Source organism: Desulfobacter curvatus DSM 3379, from assembly GCF_000373985.1.
Classification (GTDB): Bacteria; Desulfobacterota; Desulfobacteria; order Desulfobacterales; family Desulfobacteraceae; genus Desulfobacter; species Desulfobacter curvatus.
This window is the reverse complement of record NZ_KB892901.1, coordinates 40032-60153: the sequence shown is the minus strand read 5'-3', so window position 1 is coordinate 60153 and position 20122 is coordinate 40032. Positions and strand designations below refer to the sequence as shown.

Below are 20122 nucleotides of genomic sequence, written 5' to 3'. Positions count from 1 at the left end.
AGCCATCTTTCGTGTGCGTTTTAAACCAGTGGGTTAGGGAAGAACAGACGCGCGTACAATTCAAGTGCGTACCGGTCTGTCATGGAGGCAATGACATCACACACCGAGCGCTTCAGTTTATTTTTTGCTGAATCCCATGGGGCCATCTCCATTTTTTCCAACTCTTTTTGCATCTCGTCGGGATTCTCCATGAAATATTTATAAAGGCCGATGATTACTTTTTTGGCCTTTACAAACTCTCCGTGAACCGCCGGGGACCGATACACCTTTTCAAAGAGGAATTTTCTTAGGATTGTCATGGCTTCCATGGTCTCCTCACCCATGCTCAAAATGAATTCTCCATTTTGGGGACCGCTGTTGTAAACCAGCTGCTCCATCATTGTAGATGCGCGGGCGGAGTGGGTTGTGCCAAGCTTTCGGATGCAGATTTCGGGTACTTCATCCCAGGATATTACCTTGCCCCGCAACGCATCATCAAGGTCATGGTTCAGGTACGCAATGATATCGGCAACACGTACGATCCGTCCTTCAATGGTGGATGCGGTTTCACCGGGTGTCGCCGGTATGATGTTGCCGAATCCTTTGGAATGCTTAAGGATGCCGTCTCTGACCTGGGTGGTGAGATTCAGGCCTTTTCCTTTATTCTCCAATACATCCACCACCCTTAAGCTCTGATCGGAATGGGTAAAATGCGCAGAGTGTATCTGGATTAGGGCCGTCTCTCCGCCATGGCCAAAAGGTGTATGTCCTAAATCGTGGCCAAGGGCAACCGCTTCGGCAAGGTCCTCATTCAAGCGCATGGCCCGGGCAATATTTCTTGCTGTTTCAGAAACCTCTAGGGTGTGGGTAAGCCGGGTTCGGTAATGGTCCCCCAACGGCGATAGGAAAACTTGGGTTTTGTATTTCAACCGCCTGAAGGCATTGGAGTATACGATTCGGTCCCGGTCCAGCTGAAAAGGGGTTCTGATGTTGCCGGGGGCAATATCGGGGTGTCGGCGTTCAGCACTGGTGCTGGGGGTGCCGTATCTTGACAGGAAATTGTGCTCCCGTTGCTGGAAGATTTCCCGGATACTGGGTTTTTGTTCTATGTTGGAGTTTAATGTATTCATCAAAACAGTATTGAAATAAAATAAAAATAAAATTAAATACAGCATTTAATAAAAAAATCAAGAAAAGGAGTATTTTTGGACTACGAGTTTTTTATGGAGCAGGCCCTTGGGCAGGCCCGTAACGCTTTCGATAGAGGGCAGTTTCCTGTTGGGTGTGTCATTGTTCAAGATGATCGGGTGATTGCCTCGGGTGCCAGGAGCGGCACGTCGGGGAAGCTATCTTTTTTCAGTGAAATTGACCATGCAGAAATACGTGCGATTAAAGCCCTTGAATCATCAGATGCCCGGTTTATCCCGGAACGCGCTGTGCTGTTTTGTACCATGGAACCTTGTTTGATGTGCTTTGCTGCAATTATTCTGGCTGGTATCCGGACCCTGGTATTTGCCTATGAGGATGTGATGGGAGGTGGCACCGGCCTGGACAGAGCGCATCTGAGCCCCCTATATAGAGACGCGCAAATCACGATCGTTCCCCATGTGCTGCGCAAAAAAAGCCTTGATCTTTTCCATGATTTTTTTAATAAAGATGCTAATTTATATTGGAAAGACAGCTTTCTGGAGTCATATACGCTAGATCAATGGCGTGAGTCGCAAGACATAGATGGGGATGTAATTTAAGGAATGAAATAAATAGTCCTTGATTTGTATGTATCTTCTATATATAATTCAAAGGTTATGCTTGTTGTATTGACATGATTATAATTTTGTGCTTCGGCGGGAGGTAAAAATATCTAAGCGAGTTAAGCAGGATCAGACAAGAGTGAATAAGGGGATCAGAGCCTCTGAGGTTCGGGTAATCGGTTCTGATGGTGAACAGATAGGAATTCTACCCATTTCTGAGGCGTTGCGTGTTGCCCAAAGCGAAGATTTGGATCTGGTTGAAGTGTCTCCTGATGCGAGACCTCCTGTCTGCAAAATAATGGATCATGGAAAGTATAAGTACGAGCTGACTAAGAAAAAACAAGAAGCCAAAAGGAAGCAAAAAAGTGTCCAGATCAAGGAGATCAAGGTTCGCCCTAAAACAGATGATCATGATCTTGCAACTAAGGTTCGGCACATAGAAAAATTTATTTCCAATGGTGATAAGGTAAAAATAACACTTGTTTTCAGGGGGCGCGAGTTTATGCTCAAGGAGCAGGCCAGCGTCATTCTGGAAAAAGTGGTGGAAATGACCAAAGATTTTGCCCAGGTGGAACAGCTCCCCAAGTTTGAAGGGCGGGTCATTACCATGTTGCTTGGCCCCAAATAAGGGGTGTGAAGAGAAATAAACGCTACGGATTTTGCGCCGGATTTTATTCGTATTTAAGGTGTGGGTTAATCCATAACCAAGAACACGGTTAAAAGGCAAGCAAAAAGGTGTTTTTTTTAAGCCTCTGTTCACCGGCTGGTTGTTCCTGTTTTTGTGCAGGCTTTCCGGTGTTAAGGGGGTAATGTGTGTGGTGGTATATTCCGTATATACCGCCTTTAGTTTTTATAATAGTTGAGAATCTTCAGGAGATTTAGTAATGCCAAAAATTAAGACATGCCGTGCGGCTGCCAAACGGTTTGAAAAAACCGGGTCAGGTAAATACAAATTCCGCAAGTCCCATGCCAGTCATATTCTGACCAAGAAGACCACCAAACGAAAGAGAAGCCTTCGCCAGCCCCAGATTGTTGCGGGTTCTGATATGAAGGAAGTCCGCCGGATGCTGCCCTACGGCTAATTAGTGTTTGAACACAAAGTCTCCCACCTGCGACGTTGCATATAAAAGCTGCTATCCTCACAACCATGAGGTTCGATTGCAAATTTGTCTGCGCCTTGCATCTGGGCAACTTTTTATCCAAACACAGCGGTTTTAAATAATATTGATATGGAAGCCGACCAATATAAAGTGGTTGGCTGATGGTGTATAAGGAGTGTAGAAAAATGAGAGTAAAAAGAGGATTCAAGGCAAGACGGCGCCGCAACAAGGTGCTTAAGCTGGCAAAAGGTTTCAGGGGTGGGCGAAGCAAGCTTTACAGAACTGCTGCAGACGCAGTGGATAAGGCATTAATGTACGCCTATAGGGACCGTCGGGCAAGAAAAAGAGATTTCAGAAAATTGTGGATTGTACGTATCAATGCCGGCGCACGGATGAATGAATTGTCCTATTCCCGGTTCATGAACGGGCTGAAACTTGCCGGCAGTGAACTGGACAGAAAAGTCCTGGCTGATCTGGCTGTATCCGATCCTGCGGGATTCTCCCAGCTGGCTTCCCAGGCATCTGCCAAACTGAACTAATATCCATCCAGAAATATGGATGGGTAGGAACTAAAGTGTATTTCGGGGGGACTTTGCAAACTAATCTCCAAGACATTGAAAAACAGGCCCTGGAACAAATCGGCGCAGCAGACTCAAAGGACGCCCTTGAGTCGGTTTCCACACATTTTTTGGGTCGTAAGGGGCTGCTTACAGCTTTTTTGCGCAACATTCCATCCCTGCCGGTGGATGAACGTCCTGCTGCAGGGAAAAATGGTAATCTGCTGAAGGTAAAGCTTGAAAAAGCGGTACAGCAAGCCCAGGCCGGCCTGGAAGCCAGCCTGGCCGGTGGTGCTGAGGGTATTGACATTACCCTGCCCGGGCGTATGGTCAAAAAAGGTGCCCTGCACCCTATCACCCAGGTGATAGATGAGATCTGCGGCATTTTTCTGCGCCTGGGGTTTGACATTGCCGAAGGTCCGGAAGTTGAGACGGATTACTATAACTTTGAGGCCCTGAATATTCCCCCATATCATCCGGCCAGGGATATGCAGGATACCTTCTATGTGTCTGAAAATATAGTTTTGAGAACCCATACGTCAGGTTCCCAGCCCCGGGTAATGGAAAAAAATGAGCCGCCTGTGCGCATTATTTCTCCGGGTAAGGTGTTTCGCTGTGACTCGGATTTGACCCATACCCCTATGTTTCATCAGGTGGAAGGCTTGATGGTAGATAAAAATATCTCTTTTGGAGATCTTAAAGGGGTGCTGACTACGTTTGTTCAGCAGTTTTTTGATAAGGATACGTCATTGCGGTTCAGGCCCAGTTTCTTTCCTTTTACCGAACCCAGTGCTGAAGTGGATATCCGCTGTGTCATGTGCAAAGGCAAAGGCTGCCGGGTATGTTCGAAGACCGGCTGGATTGAAATTCTGGGTGCCGGTATGGTCCATCCGGCTGTGTTTGAAAATGTCGGTTATGATACCCAAAAGTATACAGGGTTTGCCTTTGGCCTTGGCATGGAACGGGTTGCCATGCTCAAATACGGAATTGATGATATCAGAAAATATTTCGAAAACGATATGCGTTTTCTAGGGCAGTTCTAATTATGAAAGTCAGTTTAAGCTGGTTGCGTGAATATATTCCCATTGATCTTGATCCCCAGGAAATATCAGACAGACTGACCATGGCCGGTCTTGAAGTGGACGGGGTGGAAAGTCTTTATGATTACCTGGACAATGTGATTGTGGCTCAGGTTGTACAGGCAAGACAGCATCCCAATGCTGATAAGCTTACCTGCTGTGCTGTGGATATTGGAAAAGGGGAGCTTTCTCCCATTGTTTGCGGTGCGCCCAATGTCAGAGAAGGTATGTATGTTGCCTGTGCCCTGCCGGGGGCTGTGCTGCCCGGTGATTTCAAAATAAAGAAAAGCAAACTGCGGGGCGAACCGTCCCATGGTATGCTATGTTCGGCTGCTGAACTGATGCTGGCGGATGATGCATCCGGTATCATGGACCTTGACGGCGAGTTTGTTACAGGAACTCCGCTTGAGTCCGCCTTAAAGCTGGATGATGCCGTTTTTGAGATTGATCTGACCCCTAACCGGCCGGACTGCCTGAGTCTTATTGGGGTCGCCCGTGAAATAGGGGCGTTTACGGACCCTCAAAATAAGGTGACCCTGCCGGACGTGACGTTTCCGGAAGCCCAAATGGATTCCCGGAGTCTTCATGACTTTGTTACTGTGGAGATTGAAGATCCTCAATTGTGTCCCAGATATACTGCAGGCATGCTTTTTGATGTCACGGTCGGGCCTTCTCCGCTTTGGTTGAAACAGCGCCTTGAGGCCGTTGGCCTCTTTTCCGTAAATAACGTCGTGGATGTCACCAATTTTGTTATGATGGAAACCGGGCAGCCCTTGCATGCCTTTGATTATGACAACATTGCCAAAAATAAAATTATTGTCAGAACAGCCGGAAAACCCGGCGATGCGCCCTTAGAGTTTACAACGCTTGATTCGAAAGTCCACAAACTTGACCCTGAAATGCTCATGATCTGTGACGGGGAAAAGCCTGTGGGTATTGCCGGTGTTATGGGTGGCGAGAATTCTGAAATTACCGATGCCACCACCCGGGTGCTGGTGGAAAGTGCTTATTTTAATCCCGTGTCCATCCGGCGTACCGCTAAAAGGACAGGGATCTCTTCGGATGCCTCCCACCGATTTGAGCGCGGTGTTGACCCTGAAGGCACCATGTTTGCCTTGAAGAGAGCTGTTGTATTAATGGCTCAGTTATGTTCGGCCACCATTGCCAAAGACATTATTGATGAGAATCCAATTAAGGCCCAGCCTGTGACCATTGATATGAGCCCTGATGCGTTGAATGTCCGGTTGGGGACCACGTTTTCCGCAGATGAGATGGCGCAGATTCTGACGTCTGTGGCATTTGACGTAGAAAAAAAGATGGACAAAGAAGGCGAGAGTCTTCTGCGGGTTCATGTCCCCTCCTTTAGAGTTGATGTGACCAGGCCCGAAGATCTTTCCGAGGAAGTGGCCCGGTTGTGGGGATATAATAAAATTGAGACCAGCTATCCTTTGGTTAAAGCCGAAGGGCGGCCCCTTGCCGGTCGCCTGGTGTTGCGAAGCAAAATTCGTCAGGCCATGACCGGATTTGGATTTTGTGAGGCCATTAATTACAATTTTATCCGCAAGGACGCCTGTGAGCGTATGGGCATTGAAGCCCCGGACAAAAGAACCCGGATGGTCGAAATTTTAAATCCCATTTCCGACCAGATGTCAGTCCTCAGGACATCCATTGTACCCGGATTGCTGGAATCCATGGCCAGAAATACGGCCCAACAAGTGGACACGCTTCGGTTGTTTGAAATCGGAAAGACCTTTATTGAAACAGCCCCGGGTGAGCAGCCCGAGGAAGCTGAGGTGGTTGGCGGGTTAATCACCGGATGCCGCTGGGAGCAGACCTGGTATTCCAAAAAGGAAGCTGTTGATTTTTTTGATCTAAAGGGTGTTGTGCAGGGGCTGTTGGATACGCTTCAGATTTCCGATGTTGTGTATGAAAGAACCGATGCCGAAACCTGTCCTTATTTTGAAGCGGGATATGGTGCCAGGGTGGTGAAAGACGGTCTGGTGCTTGGTACGCTTGGCAAAATAGCATCAGATGTGGGAACGGCCTTTGGTTTGAAGCAGGATGCTTATCTTTTTGATTTGGACATGGACCGTTTTGAGAAAGTGGTTCCCCAGGCTGTCCAGGCGGTTGGACTGCCCAAATTCCCTTCAATTTCCAGGGACATGACCTTTATCGTGTCAAAGCGTGTTGAGGTCGGAGCCATGATGGATACCATTTCAACCTTTGCCCAAACGCAGGCTTTGATAGAAAATTATTTCCTTTTTGATGTATTTGAAGGCCGGAACATTGGTGAAGATAAAAAGTCCCTGTCATTCAGGATCGTCTACCGCTCTGCGTCAAAAACCCTGACAGAAAAAAATATTAAGAAGATCCATGATCAGTTATCCCAGAAGCTTATCAATGATTTTAATGCGGGTCTGCCCGGATAATTCTTAAGGTGGGCGGGCTGGCAGTTGAACCGGGATAACCGGCGCTACAAAATTGTTTCATAATAAAGGGTGTTGACAAATTTAATATACCCTGTTATATTTAGCCGCTAAAATGCGGGCATAACTCAGTTGGTAGAGTGCAAGCTTCCCAAGCTTGATGTCGCGAGTTCGAGCCTCGTTGCCCGCTCCAAATCAGATTGGTATGGGCTGGCAGATTTGTTCCACTTGTTTGGGGGAAAGTATGATCTGAACCTGATATTTTGGTGAGGATTTTTGAGTGTTTTAGTATCTGGAACGGGCATCTGCCCGTTTTTGTATTTGTGGAAAAAGGACGATTGCTGCAGGGTATGGCATTTATAAATTCTAAAAAAACCGGAGCCGTTGAACAACAGATTCAGGCTGTGGCCGAACCCCTGATTGATTCTTTGGGGTTGGAACTGGTTCACATTGAATGTGTTGTCCATAATCGGCAGAAATTTGTACGAATTTATATGGACAAGCCCGACGGGGTTGGACTGGATGACTGTGTGGCCGTCAGCCGGGAGCTTGGAGATCTGATCGATATCCATATCGCGGATATTGGTCCTTACCGTCTGGAAGTTTCATCTCCCGGTCCAAACCGCCCCTTGAAAACAAAGGCGGATTTTATCAGATTCCAGGGTGAGCGAATTAAAATTGAAACCCATGACGCCGTGGAGGGAAGAAAAAAATTCACCGGGATTCTTGAGAAGACAAATGATGATTCTGTAACGATTGCAGTTGACGGCAAGTCCTTTGATGTTTCCGGAACCAATATCATGAGAGCAATTCTCGCAGGTCAGTAAAATGGAGAGCATTTAGCATGTTTATTACAGACATAAAAAGGGTGATCGATCAGGTAAGCCGAGAAAAAGGTATTGATGCTGAAATCCTTATTAATACCTTGAAAGAGGCCATTGTTTCTGCCGCAAGAAAAAAGATCGGCCCACGGGCGGATATTGAAGTCCATTATGATGAGAAAAGCGGAGATGTTGAAGTTTTCCATTTTAAAGAGGTTGTTGAAGAGGTTGAATATTCGGACAGCGAGCTGACCCTGGAGGAAGGGCTTGAATTCGATCCTGAATGTGAAATCGGTGACTCTTTGGGGATCCGAATGGATACCGAGGAGTTCGGCCGCATTGCAGCCCAGTCCGCCAAGCAGGTGATCATACAAAAAATGCGGGAAGCGGAACGTAATGCCGTGTATGAGAATTTTATTCATAAAAAAGGTAAAATAATCAACGGTATTGTCCAACGGTTTGACCGGGGCGCCATCATTATCAATCTAGGGCAGGCAGAGGCGGTGCTGCGGCCAAGGGAGCAAATGCCCAAGGAAAGCTATAAACGGGGGGACCGGATCCGTGCTTATGTCCTTGATGTGCTGGAAGAATCCAAAGGCGCCCAGATTATTTTATCCCGGACCCATCCGGAATTTTTGGTGGAATTGTTTAAAACCGAGGTGCCGGAGGTAGCAGAAGGCATTGTTTCCATTCGGGGGGCAGCACGCGTGCCCGGCGTAAGGGCAAAAATCGCTGTCTCCTCCATTGATTCCGATGTGGACCCTGTAGGGGCATGTGTGGGTATTAAAGGCAACCGGGTTCAAAATATTGTTCAGGAACTGCGGGGCGAGAAAATAGATATTGTTCAGTGGAGCCCGGACGTTGCAAGATTTGTATGCAATGCCTTGTCCCCGGCTGAGATCGCAAGAGTCATCATTGATGAAGATAACCAGTCCATGGAGGTGATTGTCAATGATGAATATCTTTCCATTGCGATAGGTAAGGGGGGGCAAAATGTGTCCCTTGCCTGTGAGATCACCGGTTGGCATCTTGAAGTCACCAGTGAAGAGGAGTACAGCCGGGAGGTTAAAGAGGGGTACGACAGTTTGATGAAACTGTCCACAGTGGGCCTGCCGGCAGCAGAGTTGCTGTTCAAGGCAGGTTATTCTTCGTTTCTGGATATTATGGATGCCATGCCCGAGGATATCGCAGCCTTTTTAGATATTTCCGTGGAAGAGGCCCAGGCAATGATAGAAGAAGCCGGGCATCTGATGGAAGTCGAGCGGGAAAGGGCCCGGGATGAACTGCTGCAGCCTGCACCTTCTCAGGATACCGACACGTATGTGGACGACAATGCCGGTGATGGAGAAACGTTTGCTGATGTTGAAGATGGGCCGGTTGAAAAATCAGAAGAATGAGGATTGTTGCATCGGTAGCGCGGAGAACGAATTTCAAAAGAATCAACTATAGAGGATTACTGGGGGCAACGAATGGCCAAGGTCAGGGTATACGAGTTAGCTAAAGATCTGAACATGACAAACAAGCAGCTTCTTGAAAAGCTTAACGAGCTGGAAATAGATGCTAAAAGCCATATGAGTGCTCTGAGTAGCAGTGACGTCGCGGCTGTCAAACAGAATTTGTTGGGTAAAAAGAAGCGCTCCAATGAGGTTAAAGTCCGCCCCTCGGTGATCCGTAGGCGAAGGACAAAGACGACATCCCAGGTTGATGAATTGGAGAAGGATGAGGATATGGAAGAATCATTCGAACCCGAAGAACCGATTGTGCAAGACTCTGGTCATCAGGAGAAGGCACAGGATTCGGAAAATGATGCTGTTAGACCGGTGCAGCCGGAGGACTCTGTTACCCAAGGTAGTGAGGATGTGGCGGAATCCAAAAAATCAACGGATGTAAAACGGCCCGCCAAAAAGGTTGTGTCCAAGAACAGCGAACCGGCTAAAATTATCAAGCCTGCCAAGGTTGAAGAACCGCCGGAGCCTGAAGATGTGGCTGTAGATGTTGAAGAAAAGATTGAACAGGTCTCCGCCGAAGATGATAATGCTGTAAAGCCGCAGGAACATGCGACCGCAGAATCGCCGGTGGCATCCACGACTGAATCCGAAGATGAGAATAAAGACGATACGCCTGAACCGGCAGATCCCGGGGAGGGTAAATCATCATCGGAATTGATGGGCGATGACCGGAAATCGTCTCATGAGCAGAAACAGAATACGGATCAGCCCGGTGAAGACGAATCTCCTGAAGAGGACAATGGTCAGGGTAAACGTAAAAAGAAGAAAAAGAAAACAACTCCTGCCAAGATCGTCAGGGTGGCGGATCCCATGGTTTTGGAAAATATAAAGCGGATGAAAGCCGGCGAAAATCATTCAGCTTCCGGAAACGATCATGATCGACCCGCACGCAAACAGCCGGTGGCGGATACCGGAACCGGACCTGCGGATATCCCAGGGCAAAGCTTTGCTATACCGTCTGCAGCGCCCAATGACCGTAAACGGGCAAAGATGCGTGATGAATCTCAATCCGATGATGGCCCTGGAGCCAGGAAGAAACGCCGCAAGAAAAAATCCGTAGTGGAGGGTAATGACCTCTACCGGGGCAGGGGCGGCCGGAAGAAAAAGGGCAAAAAAGATCCCAAGGGTAAAAAAGGCAGCTTTCAAAAAACCCAGATTACAACGCCCAAGGCAATTAAACGCCGTGTAAAAATAGATGAGGCGATTGAGCTGGCAGAGCTTGCCAAACGTATGGGCATCAAAGCCAACGAAATGATTGTCAAGCTCATGGGCATGGGTGTAATGGCCACGGTGAACCAAACCATTGATTTTGATACTGCCTCTCTTGTAGCCGCTGAATTTGACTTTGAAGTTGAAAAGGCAAATTTTGAAGAAGAGACCTTGCTGAATGTCGTGCCCGAGGAGGACGATAAAGAGAAGTTGGAAACATGTCCTCCTGTGGTTACAATCATGGGGCATGTTGACCATGGTAAAACCTCTTTGCTGGACGTGATCCGGGAATCCAAAATCACAAGCGGCGAGGCCGGCGGCATTACCCAGCACATTGGCGCCTACAATGTGGAAACGCCCAACGGCGGACGGATCACCTTTCTTGATACGCCGGGTCATGCCGCATTTACTGCCATGCGTTCCAGGGGAGCCCAGGTTACGGATATTGTTATTTTGGTGGTGGCCGCCGACGATGGTGTCATGCCCCAGACAGTTGAGGCCATCAATCATGCCAAGGCCGCAGGGGTACCTGTGGTGGTTGCCGTGAATAAGATGGATAAAGAGGGGGCGGACCCGGACCGTATCATGCGTGAGTTGTCCGAACACGATCTGCTGGCCGAGGAATGGGGCGGTAATGTCATTTTTGTGAAGGTTTCCGCAAAAACCGGTAAGGGCATTGATGAACTGCTTGAAATGGTGCTGCTCCAGGCCGAAGTTCTGGAATTGCGGGCCAACGCGGATCGGAATGCCACTGGCTATGTTGTGGAATCCCGTCTGGACATCGGCCGTGGTGCTGTGGCCACCGTACTGGTAAAACAGGGCACCTTAAAGGATGGTGACCCCATTGTATGCGGTCTTCATTCAGGCCATATCCGGGCCATGATTGATGATTCCGGTAACCGGGTGGAATCGGCTGGGCCTTCCACGCCTGTGGAAATCGTGGGCCTGGCCGGCGTGCCCGATGCCGGTGACGAGTTCGTGGCTGTGGCGTCGGATAAGGACGCCAAGCAGATCGCTGCCCATCGTATGCAGAAACAGCGGGCCAAGGAACTGGCCAAAAAGAGCCGGGCCAATCTGCAAAAAATGTTTGAAAATCTTGGCACCGCCGAAATCAAAGAGCTTAAACTCATTGTCAAGGCTGATGTCCAGGGCTCCATTGAAGCGCTTAACGATTCCCTCAAAGACCTGGCCAAGGAAGAGGTGGATGTTAAAATTGTTCATTCCGGCGTGGGCACCATCAATGAATCGGATGTGTCCCTGGCGGCTGTCTCCGATGCCATTATTATCGGGTTTAATGTCCGGCCCACACCCCAGATCCGTAAGCTGGCCAAGGATGAGAACGTGGACATGCGCTTCTATGACATCATCTATGATGTGATCAATGATATTAAAGCCGCCCTTGACGGCATGATGCCCTCCACCTTTCAGGAGAATATCATTGGGCGGGCCGAGGTCCGGGACACCTTTGTGGTTCCCAAGATCGGAACCATTGCCGGGTGCGGTATCACGGAAGGCAAGGTTGTGCGAGGCAAAAAGGTGCGCCTGCTGCGTGACGGTATTATAAAATGTGATACGGAGCTGTCTTCCCTGCGCAGATTCAAGGATGATGTCAAGGAAGTTGAACAAGGATATGAATGTGGTATCGGCCTTGAAAAGTATAATGATATCAAGGTGGGCGATGCCATTGAATGCTATGAAGTTGAAGAAGTTAAATATCAGGGATAGCAGGACTGATTTATGAAACCCTATACACGTGCCGAGCGGGTCTCCATACAGATTCAGCAGGCCATAACAGAGCTTTTGGCCAAAAAGATGCAGGACCCCAGAATGGAGATGGTAACGATATCCGGTGTTAAAATGTCCCCGGACCTTAGCCTGGCTTATGTTTATGTCACGGTGTTCGGGGATAAAAAAAGGATTCGTGAAGCCCTGGAAGGATTCCAGAAATCAAAGGGGTTTATTAAGAAAAAAATTGCCCCGAAATTGGGTCTGCGGTTGATGCCGGACCTGCGCTTTATCCATGATGATTCCTTTGATGAGGCTGCCCGCCTGGATGCCCTGATTGATGCGGCCCCTAAGGGGGAGAACCGGGAATCGGACGATACGTCCGGTGCCCCGGACGGGCCTTCCGGCGACCCTGCTGAATGAAAAGCGGCATTCTTGTTGTTAATAAACCCAAAGGTATCTCCTCGGCAGCAGTGGTCAACCGGCTCAAGCGTCTGCTCAAGGTAAAAAAAATTGGGCATACAGGCACCCTGGATCCCTTTGCCACAGGGGTACTGCCCATTGCCGTGGGCCAGGCCACCCGGATTTCAAAATATTTTCTAAAAGGTGTTAAAGGGTACTATGCCCAAGTTACTCTTGGCATCGAAACCGACACCTATGATTGCACCGGCACGGTTATTCACACGGTGCCTTCCGGTCATCTTGCCGCCCTGGGTCCAAATCAGGTTAAAGATGTTGTGACTGGTTTTTTGGGGCCCCAAGAACAAATCCCTCCGGCTTACTCGGCCCTGAAGCATAAAGGCCAACCCCTCTATAAACTGGCCCGCCAGGGACATATGATTGAGAAGCCGCCCCGGCCCATTGAAATTATGGCCATTGCCATGGAAAATTTTCATAAGGATACGAACGGGTATCCGGTTTTTGACATGCCGGTGACATGCTCGGGGGGCACTTATATTCGCAGTCTGGCCCATGATATCGGGGCGGCACTGGGGTGTGGTGCTCATTTGTCTGCATTGCAACGCACCCGGGCCGGCCAGTTTAAAATTGAAGATGCTGTGGATCTTGACCGCTTTGAAAAGATGCCGATCCCGGATATGGATGCCCGGTTCATATCCATGTCCCGGTGTCTGGATTTTCTTCCAAGCATCGTTGCAGACAGTGAAACAGCCGGAAAAGTTAAACATGGCCGGCCCTTGTCTGTGGCGAAATTTCCCATGCCAGACGCCTTGGTGGGTGCCGGTGATAAAAACAAATCCCAAAACACTATTTCCGATATCCGGGTACTGGATTCCGATGATAACCTGCTGGCCATCGTAACCCCGGATAAATCCGGGCAAACATACAAATATTGTTGCGTTTTTAATAGTTAACTGATAAAAATATCAGGCTATCTCTTCGATGTCCGGGCGGTTTGTTGCCTTTTTTTCTGAATGGAATATTGGATAAAAGGCAATTTAGGTGAACTGCTTGTCTCTTTATGGCATCGAATTTTAATTTATTCCAAATAAAGGAGTGTTACAGTGGTACTACTTGCAGAAAACAAAGAGGAGATGATTGAAAAATTCAAGCTCCATGAGTCCGACACCGGTTCACCTGAAGTTCAGGTGGCTATTTTAACCCACAGGATCAGCTATCTGACCGATCATTTGAAGACCCATAAAAAAGACCACCATTCAAGGCGTGGGCTTTTAATCCTGGTCGGTCGGCGCAGAAGTCTTCTGGATTATCTCAAGAAAAAAGATATTAACAGATATCGTTCATTGATCGAGAAGCTCGGACTCAGAAGATAAGATGGTCTTTTTAAACCGGTTTTTGATGCGCTTTGGGTCAAAAACCGGTTTTTGTTTTAAGCAGGGCGGTACAAGACGGGAACGGCTTTTATATAAGTTCGCATCTTTGCTATCAAATCAACCTTGGCATGCAATGAGGTGTTTGATGGTAAATATGCGGGTTTATTATATGTAAGCGCTTTTCCTACCTTATGCCGCCCGATCTATTTTTTAGTTTATCAGGAGAATTTATGGAAAAAGTTGTTTCAGCCGATATCGGCGGCAAAGAATTAATAATCAGTACAGGAAAAATTGCCAAACAGGCCTCCGGGTCTGTGATGGTGCAGTATGGCGAGACCGTGGTGCTTGTAACGGCAGTGGCCTCCAAAGACCCCAAAGAGGACATCAGTTTTCTGCCATTGTCCGTTGAATACCAGGAAAAGATTTATGCGGCCGGCAGAATTCCGGGGAACTATTTCAGACGGGAAATCGGCAGGCCTTCGGAACATGAGACCTTAAATGCACGTCTCATTGACCGGCCCATCCGTCCCTTGTTTGAAGATGGCTATAATTTTGAAACCCAGGTGATCGCAACTGTTATGTCCACGGACAAGTTGTGCGAACCGGGCATTCTTGCCATGATCGGGGCCTCTGCTGCCCTTGAAATTTCAGACATCCCCTTTGATGGCCCCATTGCCGGTGTTAAGGTGGGACGGGTCAACGGACAGTTTATTGCCAACCCCACACCTGCACAGATGGAACAAAGTGATATTGATCTGACCGTGGCCGGTTCCAAAACCGGTGTGGTCATGGTGGAAGGCGGCGCTGACATCGTATCTGAAAAGGATATGCTGGATGCCATTTTCTTTGGCCATGAAGCCATGCAGCCTGCTATTGCCATGCAGGAAGAGCTGAAAAGCACCGTGGGAAAGACCAAACGGGAATTTATTGCACCGGAAAAGGATGAGGCGCTTGCTGCCAAGGTCCAAGATTGGGCCTGGGACAAGATTCATGAAAAGGTTCAGATCAAAACAAAAATTGAGCGTCAGAACGCCTTGCGTGAACTCAAGGATGACGCTGTTGCCCAGTTTGAGTCTGAGTATCCGGAGCAAATTAAAGATATCAAGGAATTTTTCGGTAAAACCGTTAAAAACGTATGCCGGGATATTGTGCTCAAGGAAAACAAACGCATTGACGGTCGCGCCTTTGATGAGGTCCGCCAGATCACCTGCGAAGTGGGCTGTCTGCCCCGGCCCCATGGTTCGGCTTTGTTTACCCGCGGTGAAACACAGGTTCTGGGCGTACTTACCCTGGGTTCCGGACTGGACGAGCAGCGTCTGGAGACCCTGGAATCCAATAATGAGACCCGGGCATTTATGCTTCATTACAACTTTCCTCCCTATTCCGTTGGCGAAGTGAAACGTCCGGGTGGGCCGTCTCGCCGGGATATCGGCCATGGAAACTTGGCCCACAGGGCATTGAGCCGGGTTATTCCACCCCATGATGAATTCGAGTATACCATCCGTCTGGTGGGCGAAGTCATGGAATCCAACGGGTCCTCATCCATGGGAACCGTATGTTCCGGGTGCCTGGCGCTGATGGATGGCGGTGTGCCCATTAAAGCCCCGGTCTCCGGCATCGCCATGGGTCTGGTATCCGATGAAAATAATACGGTTGTGCTTTCCGATATCCTTGGGGACGAGGACCATTTCGGTGACATGGACTTCAAGGTTGCCGGTACCAAAGAAGGCATTACCGCCCTGCAGATGGACATCAAGATCAAAGAATTGTCCAAACAGATTATGGAAGACGCTTTGAACCAGGCCAATGGCGGCCGCCTGCACATTTTGCAGAGAATGCTGGATACCCTGGATCAAGCAAGGACGGAGATCTCACCCCATGCGCCCAAGATCGTATCCGTTCAGATTAACAAGGACAAGATCCGGGATATCATCGGCCCGGGCGGCAAGGTGATCCGGGCTCTCCAGGCCGACACCAATACCACTATAGAAGTGGATGATGACGGTATTGTGAAAATCGCCGCTGAAAATGAAGACGATTCCGCCAAGGCTGTGGCCATGGTCAAGGATATTGCCATGGATCCGGAGATCGGTGCCATCTACGAAGGGGCTGTGGTTAAGATCACGGACTTTGGCGCCTTTGTAAACATCAAGTCCGGTACGGACGGTCTGGTTCATATTTCGGAACTGGCAGACTACCGGGTTAAGAAAGTCACCGATGTGGTCAAGGAAGGCGAAGTGATCAAGGTTAAGGTGCTGGATATCACCCGGGACGGAAAAATCAAGCTTTCCTATAAAGCCGCTAAAAAAGATGCAGAAAAAGCCGGAAAATAGCGCATTCTGCCTGTGTCCTCTTGCCAGCGGCAGCAAAGGGAACGCTATATTCGTATCCACACCGGATACTGCCGTGCTTGTTGATGCAGGGCTTTCAGGTATAGAGATTCAGCGTCGAATGGCCGCTTTAGGCCGGACGCCGAATGAACTGAAAGCCATCATCATCACCCACGAGCACACCGATCACGTTAAGGGGGCAGGGGTGTTGAGCCGCAGGTTCAATATTCCTGTCTATGTGACCTCCGATACCTTTAATGCCTGCAAGGGCTTGGGCAAAATTGACCAGCTCAACTTTTTTGAATGCGGAGCTGCCTTCGACATCGGCTCCCTGGCAGTCAATCCCTTCTCCATCAGCCACGATGCCTGCGATCCTGCAGGCCTTACCTTGCAACACCAGGGAAAAAAGATCGGCATTGCTACGGATCTCGGGGTAGTCACAAATCTTGTGCGAACCCATTTGAGCCATGCCAATGCCCTTTATATTGAAGCCAACCATGACCCGGAAATGTTAATGACAGGCCCTTATCCCTGGTATCTGAAGCAGCGCATCCAGTCGCGAACCGGCCATCTTTCCAACCAGGATGCCAGGGATCTGGTAGCGCAAGTTTCTCACAAGAATCTTGACCATGTGGTGCTTGCCCATTTAAGTGAAGAAAATAATTGTCCTGAAAAAGCATCCGCAGAGATGTCTAAAAATCTTGACCCTTTGTCCACGGCACTGCATGTTGCCGGCCCGGACCAACCCGGGGAAATGATCTGGCTATAATTCAACGCGTTGTGGTTTTCATAGAAAGACTGCCAGGATAAAGTAACAGATTGGCAGAAAGTATAGAATACCGCGTATCATGGCAGAATATTTTTTTTGTCTTGTAAACACCACAATACATAATCCAACAAAGACGGACGCCCCCCTGAACCCCATGGAAAGATAGCTCCAGCGCAAAATTGTTGTGCTAAAACCCGCTTGTACAATACAACCGGATAGAATGAGGACGGCAAGTGTGCATAACCGGACGATGAACAGGCTGTGCTTTGGTTCTTTTGTGAACAGGTGTCGAATTCCATCCATATAAACATTGGTCGTAACCCCAAGGACAAGTCCTGCACCAGTGCCCAGGACTGCAAGCAACAACACGGCAGAGCAAAAAGCGGCGATTGCCGGGGGCAGGGTATACTGGAAGAAAAAGGGTAATGCCTGGGCACTTTGGCCATCAAGTTCCGGACAGTTAGCCCGAAGAAAAAGACCCACAATAATACCTAAAATGCCTATGGGAGGAATGATAACGGCGGTAAGAAAAGCACCGTTTCTGGCCTCTTTTATGGTTTTAGCTGAAAAAATGGCCTGCAGGTAAATCTGGGTGGATAAAACGCCGGTGACCATGGAGACGATATCAATGGTCGTTGTGCCAAAACCATTGGAGAAAAAATTTAGAAAATCAGTATCTTTCGGCAGTTGAGATAGAATGTTGCCAAGGCCCTGGCCTTTGATAAGTGCAATAACCGTGCATACGATCATGATGCCGTACAGCAGGAAAAATTTGATTTTGCCCACTATGCCGGCACCGGAAATTCCGCCTGAAATGACAAAAAAGCCCATGAGGGCCACGGTAATTAATAAAGAGACAGGCAGCGGAAAGTGAAATACCGAGGTCAGGATGGCAATGGCGGCCAGGTACTGGGCAATAATATGGATAAACATGCCGCAGGAATTGAGCATGGAACAGTAATATTGAAAGTGGGTGCCAAAGTATTTGCCGAGCAGTTCGGAAACGGTTGTGACCTGCTCTCGTCTTAATGCTGTTGCAAAAAAGCATCCCAGGATAAAGCAGGAGATACCGCTGCCCAGGGTAAAAATCCAGGCGCTTATGCCATGGTCATAGGCCGATTGAACTGTCCCGATGGTTGAGACGCCACCGACCAGCGTGCCGATAATTACCCAGGATACCTGGGTGGTAGAAAGGGATCTGCCTGCTACGGAGAAATCCGAACCACTGACCATGCGCCTTTGATTTTTTAAAACCAGGGCGCCAAAAAGAACAAATGCGCCGACAAATACCACTGCGTATGTTAACTGTCCCAATCCGATTCTCCTCACTACTGCAGTGTCCTTTAAACCGGACCCAGTTTGAAAATTTTAAAAACGCAGTTCTACGCCTGATCAACACATAAAGCAATGGAAGAATCGGATTTTTAATCTTTTTGTTTTTTCGTCTGCCATCATAACATTGTTGATGAGCAAACACGAACTAACGAAAATGTGATTATGCGTAACTGCATAATTGGGGTATTTTATAAGCCCTGTCAGCCCGGTGAAATGATCTGGCTAAAGCCTAAAGGCCATGGTATATTTTTGCCTGCCAATAATTTTGAAGTTATAAACAGTGGGTTGTGAAATGATGCGTTATGCTTTGATCCTCATTGTACTGATGTCGGTTTTTTTTATTGCAGGTTGCAATCTGATAGCCCCTGAGCCTGTGGCGGAGATGTCCGTTGAGATTCCTGACGCCTATGTTTATCAGGCAGATACCGCAACGCCCCGAAGCGGTGAAGAAAATCCGGAGAGCGGTTGGTGGCTTGCGTTTGACGTTGATGAGCTCAGTGAACTGATCCGGACAGGTCTTGGCGCCAATCATGATTTAAACGTGCTTAAAGCCCGGGCTGACCAGGCCCTGGCTGATGTGAAACGCGAAAAGTCAAATTTGGGCCCCACCCTTGATTATTCCCTTGGCGGTGAACAAAATTACTCCCAATCTAAAACCCGGGATCAGTATAGTTCTTCTTCGGACCATAATCACAGCTACTCGGCCTCCCTGAATGCCGGCTATACCCTGGACCTGTGGGGGAAAAACCGCGCCGATGTCAATGCAAGAGCGTTGGAATACCTGGCTACGCTACAGGATTTGGAGGACGGGGCCCTGACCCTGTCCACCGATATTGCCGATACCTGGGTGGATATTGTGTCCGTACGGACCCGTATGCAGGTGCTTACCCGGCAGATAGAAGCCAACCAAATGACGTTGAACTTGCAGGAATTGCGCTATCTTAACGGCATGGCCATGGCCCTGGATGTGTCCCAGCAGCGACAAGCCCTGGCCCAGGTGCGTTCTGCCATGCCCTTGCTTGAAAAAGAGGAAAAACAACTGGTCAATGCCATGGGCCTGTCTTTGGGCCAGACACCCGGGACGCCTGTGGCGGTGTCCACCACAGATCTTCCCCAAACCTTTCTGGCACCCCAGCCCGGCATCCCTACTGACCTGCTTGAAAACAGGGCCGATATCCGGGCCGCCCGGATGCGCCTTGAAGCGGCTGCCCTGGACGTGGAAGCGGCTAAGGCCGATCTGTTGCCGGAACTGACCCTGTCTGCCTCGGCGGCATTTTCCAGCGGAACCCTGGACCTGCTGTTCCAGAATTGGGTGATCTCCCTGGGCGCTGCCCTGGCAGGCCCCCTGTTGGACGGGGGGAAACGCAAAGCCGAAATTGAACGCACCCGGGCCGTGGTTCGTGAAGAGGTTAATACCTATGCTAAAACCGTTGCCAATGCCATTTACGAGGTGGAAGATGCCCTGGTGGCCATTGACCGCCAGAAAGCCTATATTGAACTTTTAGAGCAGCAGCTTGCGGCTGTCAAGGTGACCCTGCAGGACGCCCGGGTTCAGTACCTGAACGGCCAGAGCAGTTACCTGAACTATCTTTCGGCCTGGGCTTCCATGGAGAGCCTGGAACGTCAGCTGGTCAGCGAGCAGGCAACCTATGTCAAGGAACGGATTGCACTTTATAAAGTAACAGGCCGGCGAGGTGCGTTTTTTAAAGCCACCCCCGCTACAAGATAATAAACTACAAC

General features: G+C 48.9%; 17 protein-coding genes and 1 tRNA gene. 16 read left to right on the top strand and 2 right to left on the bottom strand.

Going from position 1 to position 20122, the window contains the following annotated elements; all coding sequences use genetic code 11:
- Positions 1 to 20: 20 nt before the first annotated feature.
- Positions 21 to 1109 (bottom strand): deoxyguanosinetriphosphate triphosphohydrolase, encoded by a 1089-nt coding sequence (locus B147_RS0101000; RefSeq protein ID WP_033396670.1) that lies wholly within the window; start codon positions 1107 to 1109, stop codon positions 21 to 23.
- 75 nt (positions 1110 to 1184) lie between these two features.
- On the opposite strand from B147_RS0101000, the gene B147_RS0100995 reads away from it, so the two are divergent.
- From B147_RS0100995 to B147_RS0100925, 15 genes are all read left to right on the top strand, one after another.
- Complete coding sequence (locus B147_RS0100995; protein ID WP_020585396.1) at positions 1185 to 1727, top strand: nucleoside deaminase; 543 nt, start codon at positions 1185 to 1187, stop codon at positions 1725 to 1727.
- A gap of 88 nt (positions 1728 to 1815) precedes the next feature.
- The gene (gene infC, locus B147_RS0100990) at positions 1816 to 2358 is read left to right on the top strand and encodes a translation initiation factor IF-3 (RefSeq protein WP_083927780.1); all 543 of its coding nucleotides are present in this window, start codon (positions 1816 to 1818) and stop codon (positions 2356 to 2358) included.
- Positions 2359 to 2614: 256 nt separating this feature from the next.
- Positions 2615 to 2812, top strand: coding sequence for a 50S ribosomal protein L35 (rpmI, locus tag B147_RS0100985; protein WP_004071481.1), 198 nt, complete (start codon positions 2615 to 2617; stop codon positions 2810 to 2812).
- A 203-nt stretch (positions 2813 to 3015) separates the two neighbouring features.
- Complete coding sequence (gene rplT / locus B147_RS0100980) at positions 3016 to 3369, top strand: 50S ribosomal protein L20 (protein WP_020585394.1); 354 nt, start codon at positions 3016 to 3018, stop codon at positions 3367 to 3369.
- A gap of 53 nt (positions 3370 to 3422) precedes the next feature.
- On the top strand, positions 3423 to 4430 hold the full coding sequence (gene pheS, locus B147_RS0100975; RefSeq protein WP_026259459.1) for a phenylalanine--tRNA ligase subunit alpha: 1008 nt from the start codon (positions 3423 to 3425) through the stop codon (positions 4428 to 4430).
- A gap of 2 nt (positions 4431 to 4432) precedes the next feature.
- Positions 4433 to 6895 (top strand): phenylalanine--tRNA ligase subunit beta, encoded by a 2463-nt coding sequence (pheT, locus tag B147_RS0100970; RefSeq protein WP_020585392.1) that lies wholly within the window; start codon positions 4433 to 4435, stop codon positions 6893 to 6895.
- 114 nt (positions 6896 to 7009) lie between these two features.
- Positions 7010 to 7085 (top strand) — tRNA-Gly (locus B147_RS0100965).
- A gap of 157 nt (positions 7086 to 7242) precedes the next feature.
- Positions 7243 to 7719, top strand: coding sequence for a ribosome maturation factor RimP (locus tag B147_RS0100960; RefSeq protein ID WP_245568879.1), 477 nt, complete (start codon positions 7243 to 7245; stop codon positions 7717 to 7719).
- A 17-nt stretch (positions 7720 to 7736) separates the two neighbouring features.
- Positions 7737 to 9110 carry a transcription termination factor NusA gene (nusA, locus tag B147_RS0100955; RefSeq protein WP_020585390.1) on the top strand — a complete coding sequence of 458 codons (1374 nt, stop codon included), beginning with the start codon at positions 7737 to 7739 and terminating at the stop codon, positions 9108 to 9110.
- A 72-nt stretch (positions 9111 to 9182) separates the two neighbouring features.
- Complete coding sequence (infB, locus tag B147_RS0100950) at positions 9183 to 12155, top strand: translation initiation factor IF-2 (RefSeq protein WP_020585389.1); 2973 nt, start codon at positions 9183 to 9185, stop codon at positions 12153 to 12155.
- A 12-nt stretch (positions 12156 to 12167) separates the two neighbouring features.
- The gene (gene rbfA / locus B147_RS0100945; protein ID WP_020585388.1) at positions 12168 to 12578 is read left to right on the top strand and encodes a 30S ribosome-binding factor RbfA; all 411 of its coding nucleotides are present in this window, start codon (positions 12168 to 12170) and stop codon (positions 12576 to 12578) included.
- Positions 12575 to 13528 (top strand): tRNA pseudouridine(55) synthase TruB, encoded by a 954-nt coding sequence (gene truB / locus B147_RS0100940; RefSeq protein ID WP_020585387.1) that lies wholly within the window; start codon positions 12575 to 12577, stop codon positions 13526 to 13528. Before rbfA ends, truB begins: the two co-directional genes overlap by 4 nt.
- A gap of 150 nt (positions 13529 to 13678) precedes the next feature.
- Positions 13679 to 13948, top strand: coding sequence for a 30S ribosomal protein S15 (rpsO, locus tag B147_RS0100935; RefSeq protein WP_020585386.1), 270 nt, complete (start codon positions 13679 to 13681; stop codon positions 13946 to 13948).
- A gap of 230 nt (positions 13949 to 14178) precedes the next feature.
- The gene (pnp, locus tag B147_RS0100930; protein WP_020585385.1) at positions 14179 to 16281 is read left to right on the top strand and encodes a polyribonucleotide nucleotidyltransferase; all 2103 of its coding nucleotides are present in this window, start codon (positions 14179 to 14181) and stop codon (positions 16279 to 16281) included.
- A complete protein-coding gene (locus B147_RS0100925; RefSeq protein WP_020585384.1) occupies positions 16259 to 17047 on the top strand; it encodes an MBL fold metallo-hydrolase in 789 nt (262 codons plus the stop codon). Before pnp ends, B147_RS0100925 begins: the two co-directional genes overlap by 23 nt.
- Positions 17048 to 17065: 18 nt before the next feature.
- Here the strand turns inward: B147_RS0100925 and B147_RS0100920 are convergent, their stop codons facing one another.
- Positions 17066 to 18361 carry a sodium:solute symporter family protein gene (locus B147_RS0100920; RefSeq protein WP_020585383.1) on the bottom strand — a complete coding sequence of 432 codons (1296 nt, stop codon included), beginning with the start codon at positions 18359 to 18361 and terminating at the stop codon, positions 17066 to 17068.
- Between the two features lie 313 nt (positions 18362 to 18674).
- On the opposite strand from B147_RS0100920, the gene B147_RS0100915 reads away from it, so the two are divergent.
- Complete coding sequence (locus B147_RS0100915) at positions 18675 to 20111, top strand: efflux transporter outer membrane subunit (RefSeq protein WP_020585382.1); 1437 nt, start codon at positions 18675 to 18677, stop codon at positions 20109 to 20111.
- Positions 20112 to 20122 lie beyond the last annotated feature (11 nt).

Coding starts and splice junctions, on each gene's coding strand:
- B147_RS0101000 (WP_033396670.1), bottom strand. CDS start 1,109: ATGAATACATTAAACTCCAACATAGAACAAAAACCCAGTATCCGGGAA.
- rpmI (WP_004071481.1), top strand. CDS start 2,615: ATGCCAAAAATTAAGACATGCCGTGCGGCTGCCAAACGGTTTGAAAAA.
- rplT (WP_020585394.1), top strand. CDS start 3,016: ATGAGAGTAAAAAGAGGATTCAAGGCAAGACGGCGCCGCAACAAGGTG.
- pheT (WP_020585392.1), top strand. CDS start 4,433: ATGAAAGTCAGTTTAAGCTGGTTGCGTGAATATATTCCCATTGATCTT.
- B147_RS0100960 (WP_245568879.1), top strand. CDS start 7,243: ATGGCATTTATAAATTCTAAAAAAACCGGAGCCGTTGAACAACAGATT.
- nusA (WP_020585390.1), top strand. CDS start 7,737: ATGTTTATTACAGACATAAAAAGGGTGATCGATCAGGTAAGCCGAGAA.
- infB (WP_020585389.1), top strand. CDS start 9,183: ATGGCCAAGGTCAGGGTATACGAGTTAGCTAAAGATCTGAACATGACA.
- rbfA (WP_020585388.1), top strand. CDS start 12,168: ATGAAACCCTATACACGTGCCGAGCGGGTCTCCATACAGATTCAGCAG.
- truB (WP_020585387.1), top strand. CDS start 12,575: ATGAAAAGCGGCATTCTTGTTGTTAATAAACCCAAAGGTATCTCCTCG.
- pnp (WP_020585385.1), top strand. CDS start 14,179: ATGGAAAAAGTTGTTTCAGCCGATATCGGCGGCAAAGAATTAATAATC.
- B147_RS0100925 (WP_020585384.1), top strand. CDS start 16,259: ATGCAGAAAAAGCCGGAAAATAGCGCATTCTGCCTGTGTCCTCTTGCC.
- B147_RS0100915 (WP_020585382.1), top strand. CDS start 18,675: ATGATGCGTTATGCTTTGATCCTCATTGTACTGATGTCGGTTTTTTTT.